This window comes from Pseudoalteromonas apostichopi (assembly GCF_030297135.1).
GTDB lineage: Bacteria > Pseudomonadota > Gammaproteobacteria > Enterobacterales > Alteromonadaceae > Pseudoalteromonas > Pseudoalteromonas apostichopi.
This window is the reverse complement of sequence record NZ_AP028065.1, coordinates 3088651-3106886: the sequence shown is the minus strand read 5'-3', so window position 1 is coordinate 3106886 and position 18236 is coordinate 3088651. Positions and strand designations below refer to the sequence as shown.

Sequence of the window (18236 nt, the reverse complement as noted above, 5' to 3'; positions counted from 1 at the left end):
TAAATATAGTCAAGGTTTTCAATACTACGTACTTAAGTGATAGGTTTTTCTCTAATTTAACAATAATTTGTATTAAACTAGCTTTATAAGCCGTTTCAAAAAAATATTATGCTCGCAAAATTTTTTATTACCAATCAAGACCCCAGCCTAATTGTCAGCGGTGTTTATGATCCAAGCTTAGTTGTACTTTCTATTGCTACCGCTATCTTTGCTGCTTATTTTTCACTCCATATCATTGATTTAGCGAACAGAACTCACTTTAATTCATACCGAAAATTAGGCAGTGCAACCGGTGCTTTGGTTATGTCAGGCGGGATTTGGAGCATGCACTTTATTGGTATGTTAGCTTTTTCTTTGTGCACCAACGTTGAGTACGACCCAACTCTGACATTTTTTTCATTCATACCTGCATTTTTAGCCTGCTACACCGCTTTTTCATTTTTGAGACGCAAAGATTTAAAGCAAATTCCAAAAACAATTAAACTTCTAATTGCTTCTGTGTTGCTAGGGTCAGGTATAGGAACCATGCACTATTCAGGCATGGCTGCCATGCAAATGAGCCCTCTACTTCGCTACGATCCAGTTTGGTTTGCAGCATCAATTGTGGTGGCAATTGCTTTATCTTTTGTAGGCTTATATGCGCGCTTTCATCTTAGCGAACATTTTAAAAAGCTAACCATGCTACAAACCCGTGTCATTTGCGCCATTATTTTTGGCTTTGCAGTCGCAGGAATGCATTACATGGGCATGGCGGCAACACGTTTTGTCGCAACCTCACCTTTGTTATCCGAAAACGTGCAAACGTCGCAACTTACTTTTATCGCCATTAGCGTTTCATTTGCCACCGTATTATTAACCGCTCTGGTTGGGATTATTAATGGCATGGTGCGTTTTCGTTTATTACTTGCAGAAAAATCAGCAGAAGAGTCGCGCCTAGATGCCATTTTAGGCACTGCAATAGATGGCATCGTCACGATTAATATTCATGGCATTATTTTAAGCTTTAATAAATCAGCAGAAACTATTTTTGGTTGGCGCCAAGACGAAGTACTAGGCAAAAATGTAAAACTATTAATGAACGACGATATTGCTGCTCAGCACGATGATTATTTAGCTGATAGTAGCAGGCATGAAGTTAAAAAAGTCATTGGCGTTAACCGAAATGTCTATGCAAAACATAAAGATGGTCACTTATTCCCTATTCGCCTAGGACTTGGTGAAGTAAAACAGCCTAATGCAGAAACACTATTTGTTGGCTTTATAACCGATCTAACAGAGCAACGTGCACTGCAGCAAAGTCTTGAAGAAAAAGAGAAGCAATATCGTACGTTAATGAACAATACCCCCGGCGCTGTATTTCGTTGCTTGTTAGATGAACACTGGACGATGAAATTTATAAGCCCAAGTGTTACTGACTTAACAGGATATAGCCCTGAAGAGTTTACCAATGGCACAGTTACATTTGCTCAAATCATTAATAATGATGATGTAGTGCATATTGATGAAGTTATTGAAAAAGCCATAGCAGAAAAAAACCAATATGCTGTTGAATACCGCATTCGCCACCGAAGTGGAAAAGTTGTGTGGGTTTTAGACCAAGGAACAATTAACGAAAATAGTGACTCTGACCAAAAGTGGATCGATGGTGTACTCATTGATATCACTACTCGTCACGAATATGAAGAGTCACTTAAACAAGCAAAACAAGAAGCTGAAGCTGCAGCACAAGCAAAACAATCATTTATGGCAAATATGAGTCATGAAATACGCACACCAATGAATGCAATAATTGGCTTTAGCGACATATTAATGGATAGCCCACTCAGTAAAGAGCAACAAAAGCATATTATTACAGTGAATAAATCAGCTCGCTCACTGCTGCATTTACTCAATGAAGTCCTTGATTCTGCAAAATTAGAAAAAGGCAAACTCGATATTCACGCTGAGCACTTTAACTTACAAGCGCTACTCGACAACATCGTATCGACCTTTTGGCTCGAAGCTAAGCGAAAAGATATCCTGCTTGATTTGATCATCGCTGATAATGTTGCGCCTATTTATATTGGCGATGAATCCCGAATTCGCCAAGTGATGAATAATCTCATTGGTAATGCCATTAAATTTACAGAACAAGGTTCTGTAACGATTACTGTAAGTCAAACTCCAGATAAGCAATTACTTTTTGAAGTGCAAGACAGTGGTATTGGCATAGCGAAGCACCGCTTAGATGCTATTTTCCAGCCATTTGAACAAGCTGACGGTACTATGACACGCCGCTTTGGTGGCACAGGTTTAGGCACCACTATTAGTAAACAGCTTGTTGAATTAATGGGCGGTTCAATTGATGCTAATAGTGAAGAAGGAAAAGGAAGTTGCTTTTACTTCACCCTTCCTTTGCAAGAGGGTGATATTAACAAAGTAGATGTATTTTCTTGTAATCAATTGAATTTACCAAAGCTTCAAATATTAGTGGTTGATGATATTGAGCAAAATATTGAGCTGCTCAATATTTTATTATCTCAAGCTGGGCACACAGTAGTTACCGCTCAGAATGGCCTTGAAGCCATTGCTGCATTTGAGCAACAAAACTTTGATGTGATTTTAATGGATATACATATGCCAGAATGTGACGGAATAACTGCCTGTAAGGAAATCCGTGAAATTGAAAAAGTCAGATGCTTAAAAATTACTCCTATCATCGCTTTAACGGCGAGTGTTTTACAACAAGATAAAATTACTACAAAGCAAGCCGGGATGAATGGTTTTGCAAATAAACCTGTTGATATTAACCAGCTGAACCATGAAATCGCGAAAGTGCTTGGTTTAGAAGTAAATAAAGTCACTAGTAATAAAATGCGTGATGAAAGAAAACACATCAACTACGACAAAGGTGTTTTGATGTGGGGAAGCAAAGAGAAGTTAAATATGGAAATTGGCTTATTCCTAAGCAATCATCAACAGAGCATTCTACGACTGAAGGATCAAAAACTCAGTGAAAACGAACAAAAATTAATTTTGCATACTCTTAAAGGAGTCGCAGGTAATTTAGCCCTAGCAAAATTATTATATTTGTTATCAAACGCTGAGAAAGAACGTGAAAAGGAAAGCTTCCCTTCACTCATTGCCGAATGCGAACAAGAATGGCAAACTCTAATTGCATTGCTTGCAGATCAGCAGCAGCCCAGTTCACAACAGCAACGTATACACGAAGTGTCATTGGACGCATTTATTAGCCAAATTGACACACTGCAAGAGCAAGCTGAGCATGCAGAAATAGACGATGATTTATTAAGCCTGGTGCAATCCCAAGCACCTACAACCTATAAAGAGCAGGTTGTTGAAATTTGTGCGCATTTTGAAAACTTTGACTTTGATGCAGCAAGTACCGCTTTATTAACTCTAAAGCATACAGTCCAAGCTGCTAAGGAACACCTATGACACAACTCTCAGAACGTGCAAAGATTTTGGTCGTCGATGATGAACCTGCAAATTTAAAAGTGATCCGTGAAGTACTTGCTAACGATTATCGCTTATCGTTTGCTAAATCTGGGGAACTTGCTCTTCAACTTATTGAGAATGAACCACCTAAGTTGATTTTGCTCGATATTATGATGCCCGATATGAGCGGCTTCGAAGTCTGTAAAGTGTTAAAAGCAAATCCTAAAACAGCGCATATTCCTGTTATCTTTGTTACGGCACTTTCACATGAACAAGATGAATCTGAAGGCTTTGCTCTTGGTGCAGTCGATTATATTACCAAACCAATTAGCCCCGCAATTGTCAGGGCTCGGGTTAAAAATCACTTATCCCTAGTGCAAGCTGAGCAACTGCAATTAGCTCATATTGATTTGATTCAACGTTTAGGTCGAGCTGCCGAATATAAAGACACTGACACCGGTGAGCATATCGCAAGAATGAGCCGCTACAGTAAAGTACTCGCCCTTGCCTATGGCATGAGTGAGTATGAAGCCGAGCAGCTTAAACAGGCAGCCCCAATGCATGATGTTGGTAAAATCGGTATTCCCGACGCCGTGCTTTTGAAACCTGGGCGCTTAAACGAAAACGAATACGAGCACATGAAACAACATGCTTTAATAGGTGCGAAGATTTTAGAAAACTCACCTTCGCCGCTATTACAATTAGCTCATAAGCTTGCCCTTGAACACCATGAAAAGTGGGATGGTACGGGTTATCCGTATGGCCTTAAAGGCAAAGAAATCAGTATTGAAGGACGTATTGTAGCTATTGCTGATGTATTTGATGCTTTAACCTCAAAACGCCCCTATAAAAAAGCCTGGTCGATTGAAGAAGCCCTCGACTTATTAAAAGATGAGGCAGGTAAGCATTTTGATCCGCAATTAGTCGATTTATTTATCGGCCAAATAGATAGCATCATAGAAATCAAAAACACTTATACCAGCTAATGGCGAATTAAAGGCCTCATTTGAGGCCTTTTTTAATTGCTTCGTAATCATGCGAAGTAATTTCATGGCTATTACCAGCACAATCTTTAAAATACATTGAGTAAGTAACACCATGGTCGGCAACAACAGTTTTAATATCAAATTGAGCTAAATGTTCAAGCCATTCTAGAAACTGTGCTGCATTTGCGCCAAAAGCAATCCCCTTGCTTCTACCCTCAGCTTCAAACAGTGCCAGACGAATCGTTTTTGCTTGATCTTCTAGGGTTAACGGACCTTTTCCTTCATCCCAAAAAGCAAGCTCAGGAACGACGGTAAAACCAAGTACCTGTTGATACCAGCCAACAGCTTTAGCTAAATCATCAACATTTAAGTGGCAATGGTCAACACCACATAAAGATGGAATAGCCATATTACTCGCCAATTTCTGTTTTTAACTGTTCTAAAAATTCGAGCATATAAGCTGTGCGTCTTTTGGCTTCATCTTTCGCTGATGGCGTGTTCATACTCTCGCTAATGTTTAACAGCTTAATGAAAAAATGATCGAGGGTGTATTTTGTATCATCGGGTTCGCGGTTTAAGCAAAATGGATCGTCTTTATGGTACAGATAGCGACCAATTGAGCCCCCTACCTTCATACAGCGGCTAACACCGATTGCACCTAATGCATCCATTCGATCTGCGTCTTGTACTATTTGCGCTTCGACACTTTCAACTTTGATATTGGCACTAAAGCTATGTGCCACAATAGCATGATGAATGGCACTGAAATACTGCTCTGGATAATTAATTGAGGCTAAAAAACTTAACGCCTTGTCTGCAGCCATGGTCGATGCTTTTGCCCGATCTGGGTGGTTTTTTGCAACCGCAACACAATCATGTAACCAAGCTGCGGGTAACACCACAGCCATTTCTGCCTGCTCGGCAATACATAATTGTTTTGCAACCCTCACTACTCGCTCAATATGACTAATATCGTGTGCGACATCGGCATGAAGTAAAGACAAAATAAAGTCTCGACACTGAGTTTCTAAAGCTGCAAAGTCTATTTCTGGCTGCATATACAGACTATCACCATTAACTAATTGAAATTATGCTTACTTTAGCGTGGTTGCTGGATTTGTTCAAAACATTCATTGTATGTTTGTCAGTGCTTCATTAAACTATGCCCCCTTTTGTTTGACGCGAGAATCCCTATGTCATCTGCTATTTACCTGCAAGCTGGTCGAGAAAAATCACTAAAAAGAAAACACCCATGGGTGTTCTCAAAAGCCATTAAAAAAGTAAAAGGTAAGCCAGGACTAGGTGATACTGTCACTATCTATGACAATGACGGCAAATTTTTAGCGATTGCTGCTTACAGCCCGCAGTCGCAAATTCGTGCTCGCGTATGGAGCTTCGATCAAAACGAAATCATTGACCAAGCATTTTTTGAAAAGCGTTTGCGCCGTGCCTATGATGCGCGCGAACAGGTGATCAGCGAAGGCGGCTTAACGGGTTTTCGTTTAAGCGCTGCTGAGTCTGATTACTTGCCAGGCATCACTATCGATAAATTTGATAATGTACTGGTGTGCCAACTGCTTAGTGCCGGTGCAGAGCGCCATAAAGGTGAAATTGTTGCTGCACTAATGACTATTTTCCCAGGCTGCGATATTTATGAACGTTCAGATGTTGATGTTCGTACTAAAGAAGGCCTTGAGCCAATCAAGGGCGTACTTTGGGGTAAAGAACCAACAGAGCCAGTCGTCATTGAAGAAAATGGCTTAAAACTCGAAGTAGACATTCTTGAAGGCCACAAAACTGGCTTTTACTTAGACCAACGTGATAGTCGTGCAGCTCTTGAGCGCTTTGTTAAAGACAAAACAGTATTAAACTGCTTTAGCTACACAGGTACTTTCTCGCTCTATGCTTTACGTGGCGGTTGTAAACACGTTACTAACGTCGATGTGTCACAGCCAGCGCTCGATACGGCTAAGCGTAACGTTGAGCATAACAACCTTGACTTATCTAAAGTTGATTTTGTGAAACAAGATGTCTTTAAGTTATTGCGCCAATACCGTGATGAAGGTGTGCAATTTGATACTATTGTTATGGACCCACCAAAATTTGCTGACAACAAAGCGCAATTAACCGGTGCATGTCGTGGTTATAAAGATATTAATATGATTGCGATGCAAATCTTAAAGCCTGGGGGAACCTTACTGACATTTTCATGTTCTGGGTTAATGGAACAAAATTTATTTCAGAAAGTGGTTGCGGATGCTGCCCTTGATGCAGGTAAAGACTTATTGATCATGGAGCGACTAAATCAAGCTGCCGACCACCCGATTGCTGGCAGCTACCCTGAAGGTTTTTATCTTAAAGGCCTAATCTGTAAAGTATACTAAGCAAAGAGATTAGTTAAAATTTACAATTTCTAAACCGGCACTCAAGGAGCCATCTTGCTCCTTGGTTGCTCGTATCACCCGTGCTGTAGCATCAAATGAGGTAATAGCGGTGCTAGTCGAAGCAATTAACACGCGATAAAGACGGCCTATTTCTAAAGCTTCATCAAGATGAATTGCAAGCCCTGTTGCACTTAAGTCAGTGCATATCGCCTCAATTTCTGCGCCATTAGCAACATCTAACGGGATAAGTTTTGCAGGGGTATGAATTTGCATGCGGCGAAAGTCGCGTTTCTCCTCATGAAACATATGGCCTCCTATACCAGTGTTTTTATTTTCTCTATTAATGTTTTAACAGAAAAAGGCTTCACTACATAGGCGTCGCACCCAGCATCAAACCCCGCTTTTTGTTCAAGCTCGGTTTCAAGGCCAGACACCATGACAACAGGGATTTGCTCTGTTTCTGGGGTGTTTTTTAGTAATCGGCAAGTATCATAACCATCTAAGCCCGGCATACAAACATCTAACAGTATAGCATCTGGCGGCTCAGCTATGGCTGACGTTAAACACGATGTGCCTGAGTTTGCATAGCTTAACGAAAACTCATCTCCAAGGCTTGCTTTGAGCATTTCAAAATTAAAATATTCATCATCAACGACCAAAATGCTTGGTCGCGGTCGATTTACCGCTCGCTCAGGAACTGAGATCGGTCTTTCCTTTTCAATGCCCACATAATCTCCTTTTAGCATTTGTGTTTGTAACTTAAAGCAAGGAAGCGCTTAGCTCACTGCTCATTCCTTAGTATTATAACTCACATTCTTTGATTGCGTTTAAAACACGTTTAGCAGATACAGGATAAGGCGTCCCTAGTGTTTGTGCAAATAAAGAAACACGTAATTCCTGTTGCATCCAAAATATCGCGCTTATTTCTTCAGGAATAGGCATACCCTTAGGAATTTTATTCGCTAACTTTTGATATTGCTCAGCCACTTTTTCAAGTTCAAGCACGCACAGCCTGTCACGATTAGGGTCGACTGGTAATTTTTCTAAGCGTCGTTCAATGGCTTTTAAGTAACGAATTAAATCCGTCATTTTTGCTGCACCATGCTGGCTGACAAAGCCTTTAAACACCAAGCTTTGTAACTGTGATTTAATATCACCGTGCGCCGTGATCATAGTTAAATCAACACGACCTTTCATACGTTTATTTAAGCCATGAGCTATACTCAGCACTTGCTCTACTTGGGTGGCAATCTCAACAACAGTATCACCGAGCTCTCCGCGAATTTGCTCCTTCGCTTTTTCAAATGCATCTGCAGTACGGATGTTGCCATATTTAGTTAATAGGCTATCCACTGCTGCGGCGATACAATCATTAATTAGGTCATTCACCTTACCAAAAGGGTTAAAGTACAAACCTAATTTAGATTTATTTGGTAAATTTTGCTGTAAATATTTAATCGGTGATGGCACATTTAATAATACTAAGCGACGTAAACCTTGTTGGTGCGCCTGCTGTGCTTTGTGTTCATTATCAAATAGCTCAACCGCTGCAGAATCTTTCTTATCCACGAGTGCTGGAAACGCTTTGATTTCGTATTGACCCTGCTTTTTCACATAAGAGCTTGGTAACTCACCAAAGCTCCACTCGGTCAAATCGGCTTTCTCTATGCCCTTGTCGGCTACTTTCGATAAGGTATCCGTTACCTTGCCTTGTAACTGGGCTTTCAGCTTTGCCAAGTTTAAACCACGAGCGAGTAACTTATTGTGTTCATCACGTACTTCAAACTGCAAGCGTAAATGCGGAGCAAGGGTTGATAAGTCCCACGCATCAGACTCCACACGAACCCCTGTCATACGTAACAAACGAGTGCTGATTGCATCAATTAGGCTGCCTTGCATAGGCTCAATTGCAGCGAGTACGGCGTCGGCGTAGTTTGGTGCAGGCACAAAGTTGCGACGAATTGTCTTTGGTAGCGACTTAATTAGCGCACAAATTAACTCATGTCTAAATGCTGGAATGTGCCAATCAAAGCCTGTTTCTTGTACTTGGTTTAGAAGCGCTACCGGAATTTGTACCGCAACACCATCGACTGCCTGACCCGGATCAAAATGATAAGCCAGAGGTAATAACAAGTTGTCCTGCTGCCAAGTATCAGGGTAGTCAAACTCAGTGACATGATCAGCACCATGCTGCATTAACTCTTCTCGAGACATGTGCAAAAAGCGCTTATCCTTTTGCTTTTGTGTCTTCCACCATTTATTAAATGCGGCACGATTATTTATATCTTGCGGAATTTTCTTGTCGTAGAATTCAAATAAGGTTTGTTCATCGACCAAGATATCACGCCGACGTGATTTATTTTCGAGTACCTGAATATCTTCAATTAACTCTTGATTATACTGTAAAAACCCTTCATTTTGACCCAGCTCTTGTTCTACTAAAGCGGTGCGAATAAACAACTCACGACTGACTTTAGGATCAATATTGCTATACACACAGCGGCGCTTATTAACAATTAACAGCCCATACAAGGTTTGCTGTTCAAACGCGATAACTGCACCAGGCTTTTTCTCCCAATGCGGTTCGCTGTAGCTGCGCTTAACTAGGTGTTGCGCAAAGCCTTCAACCCATTTCAAGTCTATACGCGCGTTGATTCGAGCATAAAGCTTGCTCGTTTCAACAAGCTCTGCCGACATAATCCATTTTGGGCTCTTTTTAAATAAGCCTGAGCCAGGGAAAATATGGAACTGGCTATTGCGTGCACCTTTATAAAGCTGTTTTTCATCCTTAAAACCAATATGGCTTAACATACCGCTTAATAAAGATTGATGGATTCGGTCACTATCAGCAACATTGGTGGTAGCCTTCATGCCCATTTCATTACAAACCGTCGATAGCTGATAGACTATATCTTGCCATTCACGGATGCGCATATAGGCTAAGAAGTCCTTTTGGCATAACTTTCTAAATTGGCTATTGCTCAATTCTGATTGCTGCTCTTCAAGGTAATTCCACAGATTTAGAAAAGCGATAAAGTCTGAATCTGGATCATCAAAACGACCATGTTTTTCGTCTGCTGCGCCACGTTTTTCTTGCGGTCGTTCTCTTGGATCTTGAATAGACAATGCCGCAACAATAATGATCACTTCACGCAGTGCACCTAAGCTATCAGCAGTTAGCACCATTTTCGCTAGACGTGGATCTACCGGTAATCGACTTAAGCTCCTACCTGACTTAGTCAGTTCGGTTTTCTTGTGACGTTTTGCAGGCTTAATGGCTTCGAGTTCTTCAAGCAACGTCAAACCATCGTTAATATTACGACTATCAGGCGCTTGCACAAACGGAAACTGCTGCATGTCGCCAAGTCCCAAACCGAGCATTTGCAAAATAACAGAGGCTAAGTTGGTGCGTAAAATTTCAGGATCAGTAAACTCTGGGCGCGAATTAAAGTCTTCTTCACTGTATAAGCGAATACAGATACCCGCTTCAATACGACCACAGCGGCCTTTTCGCTGATTGGCACTTGCCTGCGAAATTGGTTCGATCGGAAGCCGTTGTACCTTAGTACGATAGCTATAACGGCTAATGCGCGCAGTGCCTGGATCGATAACATAGCGAATACCTGGCACCGTTAATGACGTTTCAGCAACGTTGGTGGCTAAAATAATATGACGGCGGCTGTGCGGCGCAAAAATTCGGTTTTGTTCAGCGTTTGATAAACGCGAATAGAGCGGTAAAACATCCGTGCCTTTGAGGTTTCGCTTTGATAACGCATCAGCAGTATCGCGAATTTCTCGTTCACCATTCATGAAAATCAGAATATCGCCGGGGCCTTCATCGCAAAGCTCATCGACAGCATCAAAAATCCCCTGTAATTGGTCACCATCCGCTTCCATATCATCTTTGTTGATTTCAGTAGTTGGTCTATAGCGAACGTCTACTGGGAAAGTACGGCCTGATACTTCAATAATTGGCGCATTATCAAAATGTTTAGAAAAACGCTCAGGGTCAATCGTCGCTGAGGTGATGATAACTTTTAAGTCTGGTCGCTTTGGCAGTAAATTTTTTAAATAGCCTAAGATGAAATCGATATTCAGACTTCGTTCGTGGGCTTCATCGATGATAATAGTATCGTACTGATTTAGGTATCTGTCTTGTTGAATTTCAGCCAGCAAAATACCGTCTGTCATCAATTTAATGTAGCTATTGTCAGAGACTTGGTCGCTAAAGCGAATTTTAAAACCCACTTGTTGACCTAGCTCGCACTGCATTTCTTCTGCAATACGATTCGCTACACTGCGTGCAGCGAGTCGACGAGGCTGAGTGTGGCCAATGTATCCATCAACACCTCGGCCAAGCTCTAAACACATTTTTGGGATCTGCGTGGTTTTACCTGAGCCTGTTTCACCAGCAATGATCACGACTTGGTTATTGGCGATGGCCTGTTTAATGTCATCTTTCTTTTGGCTAACTGGTAGTTGCTCTGGGTAAGTCACTTTTGGCAAGGCAGCCAAACGTTGCTCGCGCAATTGCTGAGAACGGCTAATATCTTCTGCTATTTCTTGCGCTATGTTTGCTTGCTTAGTTTCATCGTTGATTTTTTTGATGCCATGAAGGCGTTTTTTGAAGATGAATTGATCTTTGCGTAAACACGTTTTTAATTCGCCGAACAGCGGACCTAGGTTAACCACCCGATACCCTTATATTTCTTAACCAATAGATTGATATTGTATCAAATAATCTATCAGGTGGTCATGGCTTTATTTATGCCAATTCGCTTAATTAAGTGAACCGTTTTGAGGCAATAAAATCTCGTTGATAACAAGGCAAAAATTTCGTTGTTTAATTGTTCTCGGCAATTGCTCTACTTCCTGCATCCATGCAGTCGTAAATAAGTAATATTTAACGCAGTTAGCGACAGATTTAATCCCTCAAAATGATTAAGGATTATTGCGAGTTGGCATCACCCTCTCTGTTGGGATTGGCATTGCACAAACGTTGATGTAATCAGGGCTTTCAACAAACCACGCTTCAACGCGATTTTTACGCGCTTCAATGAGGGCTATAAACGCATTTGAGTCTGTTTTCATGACCCGAAATTTACTGTTGTCTGTGTCTTTAATATCTGCTAATAGTTGCATATCTGTAATGGGGTTAAATGTCTGACCTTCAGTGGCTTTACGCTGTAAGAGATTAAAATGTTCCATCCCTTCTAAAACGCGACCAAATACAGTGATGTTACGGTCTAAATAGCGCTGGCTATTCCCTATGGTCACATAAAATTCGGTCCCACCTGAATTGATATCATTATCGCGAGCCATAGCAAAAACACCAGGGCAATGTACTTGCCATGTTTCAGTTTGGCTTTGGTTTTGTGCCACAGCAAAGCCGTTTAAAAAGCCCGTTTTAGCTGCATAACCATCAGGTCCTTTGAGCTCTGTAATCTTTAGAGGAGTCTCGGTACGTAAGTAAAACTCAGCGGGTAAGGCTTTTTTAGCATTTTTAACAGGTTTGCTTTCGCTGACATCGCCTCCTTGTGCTACAAATCCTTCAACAAAGCGATACACACTCAGGCCTTGATAAAACCCTTCTTTGGCAAGCTGTCGCATGTTGTTTGCGTGCGTAGGCGCCAATTTATCGTTTAGTTCAATATAAGCAGCACCCGTAGGTAGGGTTAGTTTAATGATGTTCTGGGCACTAACAGTTCGCCATTCACTATCGCTGGCAGTTTTAATGATTTCGCCAGCAGAACGTTTTTGACTGGTTTCTTTTCCATGAGTTGGTGCAATTAATACCGCACCAAGACACAAGGTTAATAGTCTTAATTTCATTGTTATTATCTTTTAAGTAGTTGACAATTCAGCCTATTAATTTATGCCCCAATAAGCAAGTAAAAGCGACTTATTAAGGCAATGCTCATTATTAATCCCAATCAAATTTATAGAGAATATCAACATTTTGATAAAGGCCACTGGTCACCTCAATGTACAATTGTGACAACAATTGATAGCGCACAGCAACTTCACTTAACGAATCAAAAATACCAACACTGTATTTCACTTGAATGCCCGGTGTAAGATAGCCAGATATCTCTACTTTTGTATCGTCACCACTACCACTCGAACTTAAGCTTACATCTGACAAACCAAAACTTTCGCCTATCTTAGACACCACCCCCTCACTGCGGTTTACACCTTGGGCAAGCAATAATTGTGTTAACATGGCATCGGTCGAGCTGTCACCTTCATCAAGAGGTTGTCCATTTAGCAAATAAGCCAGGGCTTGACCCTGATCCATCGCTGGCTCTGAAAATACTTTTAACGAAGGCTGTTCAACATTACCTGTTAAGGTGATCCCTGCCACAACACCATTTGAGGTGTTATCAGGGTTACGAATCGCTTTGATATTTAAGTAAGGTTTATCAATTGAGCCACTAAACCCCACCTGACCAGTACGGATTTGCAAGTCTTGTCCAAATGCACGGTATGTACCGTCTACTAGGTTCAATTCACCCGTTGCTATCATAGGAGTGACTTGGTCCATACTTATATTTAAATCACCTTCAACTTTTGACTTAAGGCCAAAAGAATCTATTCGTACATCATTCTCAACCAATACTTTTAAATTTATCGCATAGTCAAATGGCACTTTCTCAGATTGTTGCTGCTCAATATCAACAATCACTTCATCATCGCTGACTTGTACTGCGCCCTCTGGTAGCTCTTCAATAGCAATTCGGCCCCATGGCACCACGACTTGGCCATCGAGATTAAACGCATTGTTCTTCAATGACATAGTTAAATCTGGTGATACTTTAAAGGTAACATCTTGCTGGGCACGCACAAAAAACTCTTTACCGTTCAATTTCACGTCAACGTCTGGTAAATCTTGCTGCCAATCGACACCGCCAGATAAGTTAAGTGCGCCCCCTTCAGTGTCTTTCAGCTCACCCGTGAGCTTTGCACTTTGGTTATTAAAGGCAATGTTTACATATGAATTTTGCAGCGATACGGGCAATGTTGCCCCTTCTAGATTGATTTTTTCAACATCAAATTCACCATTGAGTAATGGCTCTTTCAAGGTGCCTGCGATTGCTAAACGGCCTTTAATATCGCCTGTTAATTGTTCAAGTGATGCAATAAAGGGTCTTAAGTTTGTTAACTCAATTTTCTCAATAACCAAGTCGCCCGCTAAGGTCTGTTTATTTTGTATATCATCAATGTTGAGCTGTGAAGTCACTTTACCTAATACGGATGAATCAAGGGTGGCATTAAGTTTACCAACTTGCGCATCACTCATTGCCGAGATATCTAAAACCTCTACCGGTAATTTATAGACATTTGCACCATCAATTAAGGATGCTTCTAGCTGCTGTGTTTTGATATTGGCACGAATCGTTTTCAATGCGCCATTATTCCAATTAGCAACAAACTCCCCGTTTGCATTGCCAATTACTTTCAAATTATCTGGTAAGAAGTGTTTAAATTCAGCAATAGATAACGCAGCAAGCTTTGCATTCAACTGACCTAATTGTTTAGTTTGCTGCAAGGTCTCAAAACATAGTTTTGAGTTATCGCTTTGCCAGCAGTGAGCGGCTACATTAAAGTCAAAGGTTTTGGTATTTAGTTGAATATTAACCGGCTTATTAGTACCAAAGCGCACCTGATTATCGGTTACAAGAATTTGACTTAACGCACCTTGCCAGATTTCTTTATTAAATTTACCGTCAACATCAAATGATGCTTTCCCTTGATCTGCATCGAGTAAAAAAGCTAAATGGTGATCAGTTTTATCTCCACTGGCATCTAACTCAATTTGATTAATTTTATGTTCGCCTACACTTGCAGAATCAAGAATAAGTGACAGGTCAGTTTGCCAGTCTGCGGCATAATCGAATTGCCCTTTTAATGTTAAACCATCGACCTGGATATCTTGATAACTCAACGTATGAAGTACCATATTTAAATCAACCGTTGGCGCGAGTCGCTTTCCACGTAAAGTTAAATCAGCAAATCCCTTACCTTGCATAGGCAAGATATCTTGACCACTTGCATCTAAACGCATTTTACCTTCGACGCGCCATACATCATCTACCTGACCTGATAAGGCAATTTCATTTTTACCACTTTTCACTTCAAGCTTTTTAAAACTCGCATGTAAGCTGCTATCAAGTTCAAAATCCGAAAGTAAGGTCACAGGAACTTCATTTATTGAGCCATTTAATTGCGTGTTATCTAACGCAAGCTGCCATTCACTTGCCTGTAAATTGAGTGAACCATTAAACTCACCGGATAAGTCACTGCTCAGTGCATCCGTTAAGTATTGTGCTTTTAAGTGACTCAAAGTTCCTTTAAATTGACTTTTTACCCCATTTGACCAATCAACCGAAGCGGTTACTACTGCGTTACTGTCATTCGCATTAAGGTTTAATTGCTTCAGTTTTGCACTTGTTAAGCTACCCTGTAGTTGCGATTTCACAGTCATTGCCGGTAACGCGTCTAACTGTGTGACTAAGCTCAAATCGACTTCATAAGCATCGGCGTGGCCTTTGGCTTGTAAATCAAAGTCAGTTAATTGCAGGTTTTGTGTATTAGTTTCAATTTGCCACTTTTCTATCTGGCCTGTTAAATCAAATGGAAAATTTGTTTCTCTTAAATTCACAGTCCCTTTTAGCTTTGCTGGGTATGTCCCCTGAGTGACTAAATCTAACTTTAAATTAGCAAGTGGGCCTAAAACAGTTAAATTAGCTTGATGCTCAGTGTTACCTACCGACAGCGAGCCACTAACAGTATTATCACCAGAGAGTTCAGCCGTTAGCTTGGTTTGTAATTGCCATTGCTGATAGCGTGCAGCAAGTTTTTCAAGGTGAATATCACTGCCATTAACTGAAGCGACCAATTCAATATTTTCAACCAGCTGAGCCTCTTCTACCCCAGAAGGTGTAATAGCAACCTTGCTGATTCGAAATTGATTAACTTGGAGGTTAACCGGGAGCGTAGTATCGATTTCTGGTAGTGCCGGTACCTCCTTTAGTGGAGTCGACTTAGGCTGCTCTTTAGTTTCATGCAATAACACCTCTATGTCAGCAATATTCAATGAATTCACTGTGACGTCTGATGCTTCGGCGCGCCCCTCAAGGCTTAATTTATTTACTGTTACGTCGGCACTGGCATGCACTAAACTAAACCGATTAATTGCAACTCGGTTTAGAGTGATTTTTATTGGTAAGCTAATTTGTGTGGCTTGTTCTACTTCTTGCTCTGATTCATTACGAGGTTCAGTTGATGAAGCTTGCTTTTTAATATTTAAATCAATCGACTGGGCGCTTAAATTTTCAATACAAATACCATCACAACGCCACCAGAACAAATCAACTTTTAGTTGCTTTGCATCAAGCATGATACCTTGGTTTTCAAAGAAAACATCAAACGCATCGTTATATAAAAAACGCCCTGATGGCAACTTAATTGTTAAGCCATCAACTAGCTTATTAGCAGAGTATGCAATAAAGTGATTACCGGGTGCTGTGAACAACAAACAAAACACAATGACTGCCAAACTTGTCAATGTAATTGATAGAACCTTGGTTATCTTTTTTAACATCTTCATTAGATTTCAGGCCCTATGGTAATACTTAGTCGAGTGCTTTTACTTTCTTTTGTCAGACCCCAAGCATGGTCGATACGCACAGGACCAACCGGTGTTAAATACCTAAAACCAAAACCAGCCCCAACTTCTACACGATCAGTAAAATCATTTGTCGCGGTACCACTATCAACAAATAAGGCTGCTCGCCAATGCTCGGCAAATTGGTAGTTATATTCAACGGTTCCGCTCATTAAATATTTACCACCTATCAAACGTCCTTCTTCATCTTCAGGCGAAATAGATTCATAAGCAAAACCACGCACACTTTGGTCACCACCCGCATAAAAGCGCAAAGATAGAGGAACTTCATTGATATTATCGACCAGCATTGCGCCTAGGTTGGCTCTTAAAAACAGCATATGGCGATCTGCAAACGTGGTTAACCAAGCATTTTGCAGTTGTAATCGCAAAATGTTAGTTGAAGACATCATATCTTTTAAACCAAATTCGGCTGACATCATCCATTGATAGCCTTTATATGGCGTTGTGCCTCCTTCAGTGTCTTTCTTGGCATAACTGATGCCAGGCATTAACATTTTTGCACTTTGCTCTTCATCACCAATACGGTAAGTTTCATAGTCACGCCTTAAAAATGCAGTGCGTACCCAATCGTCGTCTGTTAGCCATTGGCGCTGTAATTGGCCTGTAAAAATGCGGCTATATAAATCATTGGTTAATTCGTCTTCTAGTTTGTAGCCCAAAGAAAAACGCCATAAATCATCGTTAGGGTCATCTACAGGTACCGTATAGCCGAGAGAGATATCTTGCTGACGTTCTGATACATTCAGATTGCTCTCTAAGTAATGACCATCTTCAGTGATCCAGGGTTTTGTCCATTTAAAGCGAACTTTTGGCCCAAGGTCGGTGCTATAACCGCCACCCACTTCGAAGCTATTTGCAGGTTTATGTAACACATCAACATTAATTGGCACTTGATTATTTTTACGTTTAGCAATGTCAGCATAAACACGCACACTCGCAAAATAAGGCGTGCTCGACAATGCTAAATTGTAATCAGAAATCTCAGTCGCTTTATAAGGCTGGCCTTGTTTAAACTCCGCTAGTGAGCGAATATATTTTTCAGCGGGAGTCTCACTGCCGATTGTGATATCACCAAACTGGTACCGAGGCCCAGTATCAACATTAAAAATGACTCTCGCGTTATTATTTTTCAAAGACACCGCTAATTTATGCTCATGCCATTTTGCATCAAAGTAACCTAACTCTAATAGTTGGCTTTCAATGCGTTTTCTAGCGGCCTCATATTTACCGTGATTTAAAAAATCACCCTGTTTTATTTTGATGCTGTTGACTACAGACATGAATTCAGCGTCATCTTTACCTGAACCAGTGATAGTCACTTTGATATCTGCAACTCGTGTAACAGGGCCGCGTTCAACATTAACTATTAAAAGCTGCTCTGCGTTATCGAAGCTAATTTTAATGGTAGGTTTATAGTAGCCAAGAGCTTTTAAGCTCATTTCAACTTGGCTTTTAGCATGACGCTTTAGAGCCTTAGAGTTTTTTTCATCGACAAGTTGTTTAATGTAAAGCTCAACGTTCCCCTCAAGCTCGCCACTAATCCCTTGTATTTTATAATCTTTAATAATCCCTTCCGTACCAATTGAGTACTGGCTATACGAAGAACAGAAAAGCAAAAAGACAAAATAAAGATGCCGAGTATACAAAAATTATCCTTACTTTTTTGGAAGAGTCATAATCTAAAATGAGTACAAAATGATATTAACACAGCGTTATAGCCACTGACATAATTGAAAT

Annotated in this window: 11 protein-coding genes; 3 read left to right on the top strand and 8 right to left on the bottom strand. The window is 40.7% G+C overall.

The window, feature by feature from the left end; all coding sequences use genetic code 11:
- Positions 1-108: 108 nt before the first annotated feature.
- Both QUE86_RS13980 and QUE86_RS13975 read left to right on the top strand, forming a co-directional pair.
- On the top strand, positions 109-3438 hold the full coding sequence (locus QUE86_RS13980) for a PAS domain S-box protein (protein ID WP_130051811.1): 3330 nt from the start codon (positions 109-111) through the stop codon (positions 3436-3438).
- Complete coding sequence (locus QUE86_RS13975; protein WP_167658872.1) at positions 3435-4424, top strand: response regulator; 990 nt, start codon at positions 3435-3437, stop codon at positions 4422-4424. The genes QUE86_RS13980 and QUE86_RS13975 overlap by 4 nt, the downstream gene beginning before the upstream one ends.
- 16 nt (positions 4425-4440) lie before the next feature.
- On the opposite strand, the gene QUE86_RS13970 is transcribed toward QUE86_RS13975, so the two are convergent.
- Positions 4441-4833, bottom strand: coding sequence for a VOC family protein (locus QUE86_RS13970; protein WP_130051813.1), 393 nt, complete (start codon positions 4831-4833; stop codon positions 4441-4443).
- Position 4834: 1 nt separating this feature from the next.
- A complete protein-coding gene (locus tag QUE86_RS13965) occupies positions 4835-5482 on the bottom strand; it encodes an HD domain-containing protein (RefSeq protein WP_239977729.1) in 648 nt (215 codons plus the stop codon).
- A 135-nt stretch (positions 5483-5617) separates the two neighbouring features.
- On the opposite strand from QUE86_RS13965, the gene QUE86_RS13960 reads away from it, so the two are divergent.
- The gene (locus QUE86_RS13960) at positions 5618-6808 is read left to right on the top strand and encodes a class I SAM-dependent methyltransferase (protein WP_286257909.1); all 1191 of its coding nucleotides are present in this window, start codon (positions 5618-5620) and stop codon (positions 6806-6808) included.
- A 9-nt stretch (positions 6809-6817) separates the two neighbouring features.
- Here QUE86_RS13960 and QUE86_RS13955 read toward each other — a convergent pair whose 3' ends face one another.
- From QUE86_RS13955 to QUE86_RS13930, 6 genes are all read right to left on the bottom strand, one after another.
- Complete coding sequence (locus QUE86_RS13955) at positions 6818-7114, bottom strand: PilZ domain-containing protein (RefSeq protein ID WP_130051816.1); 297 nt, start codon at positions 7112-7114, stop codon at positions 6818-6820.
- Between the two features lie 8 nt (positions 7115-7122).
- Positions 7123-7434 (bottom strand): response regulator transcription factor, encoded by a 312-nt coding sequence (locus QUE86_RS13950; RefSeq protein WP_233786804.1) that lies wholly within the window; start codon positions 7432-7434, stop codon positions 7123-7125.
- Positions 7435-7609: 175 nt separating this feature from the next.
- Positions 7610-11500 (bottom strand): ATP-dependent RNA helicase HrpA, encoded by a 3891-nt coding sequence (gene hrpA, locus QUE86_RS13945; RefSeq protein WP_286257907.1) that lies wholly within the window; start codon positions 11498-11500, stop codon positions 7610-7612.
- 249 nt (positions 11501-11749) lie between these two features.
- On the bottom strand, positions 11750-12640 hold the full coding sequence (locus QUE86_RS13940; RefSeq protein WP_178926822.1) for a peptidylprolyl isomerase: 891 nt from the start codon (positions 12638-12640) through the stop codon (positions 11750-11752).
- A 91-nt stretch (positions 12641-12731) separates the two neighbouring features.
- Positions 12732-16418, bottom strand: coding sequence for an autotransporter assembly complex protein TamB (gene tamB, locus QUE86_RS13935; RefSeq protein ID WP_286257902.1), 3687 nt, complete (start codon positions 16416-16418; stop codon positions 12732-12734).
- Positions 16418-18145 (bottom strand): autotransporter assembly complex protein TamA, encoded by a 1728-nt coding sequence (locus QUE86_RS13930; protein WP_434784464.1) that lies wholly within the window; start codon positions 18143-18145, stop codon positions 16418-16420. Before QUE86_RS13930 ends, tamB begins: the two co-directional genes overlap by 1 nt.
- Positions 18146-18236: the final 91 nt, after the last annotated feature.

What these genes read in the sequence shown, in the direction of transcription:
- QUE86_RS13960 (WP_286257909.1), top strand. Translation starts at nt 5,618, where the DNA reads ATGTCATCTGCTATTTACCTGCAAGCTGGTCGAGAAAAATCACTAAAA.
- QUE86_RS13965 (WP_239977729.1), bottom strand. Translation starts at nt 5,482, where the DNA reads ATGCAGCCAGAAATAGACTTTGCAGCTTTAGAAACTCAGTGTCGAGAC.
- QUE86_RS13970 (WP_130051813.1), bottom strand. Translation starts at nt 4,833, where the DNA reads ATGGCTATTCCATCTTTATGTGGTGTTGACCATTGCCACTTAAATGTT.
- QUE86_RS13955 (WP_130051816.1), bottom strand. Translation starts at nt 7,114, where the DNA reads ATGTTTCATGAGGAGAAACGCGACTTTCGCCGCATGCAAATTCATACC.
- tamB (WP_286257902.1), bottom strand. Translation starts at nt 16,418, where the DNA reads ATGAAGATGTTAAAAAAGATAACCAAGGTTCTATCAATTACATTGACA.
- QUE86_RS13975 (WP_167658872.1), top strand. Translation starts at nt 3,435, where the DNA reads ATGACACAACTCTCAGAACGTGCAAAGATTTTGGTCGTCGATGATGAA.
- QUE86_RS13940 (WP_178926822.1), bottom strand. Translation starts at nt 12,640, where the DNA reads ATGAAATTAAGACTATTAACCTTGTGTCTTGGTGCGGTATTAATTGCA.
- QUE86_RS13950 (WP_233786804.1), bottom strand. Translation starts at nt 7,434, where the DNA reads ATGCTCAAAGCAAGCCTTGGAGATGAGTTTTCGTTAAGCTATGCAAAC.
- QUE86_RS13980 (WP_130051811.1), top strand. Translation starts at nt 109, where the DNA reads ATGCTCGCAAAATTTTTTATTACCAATCAAGACCCCAGCCTAATTGTC.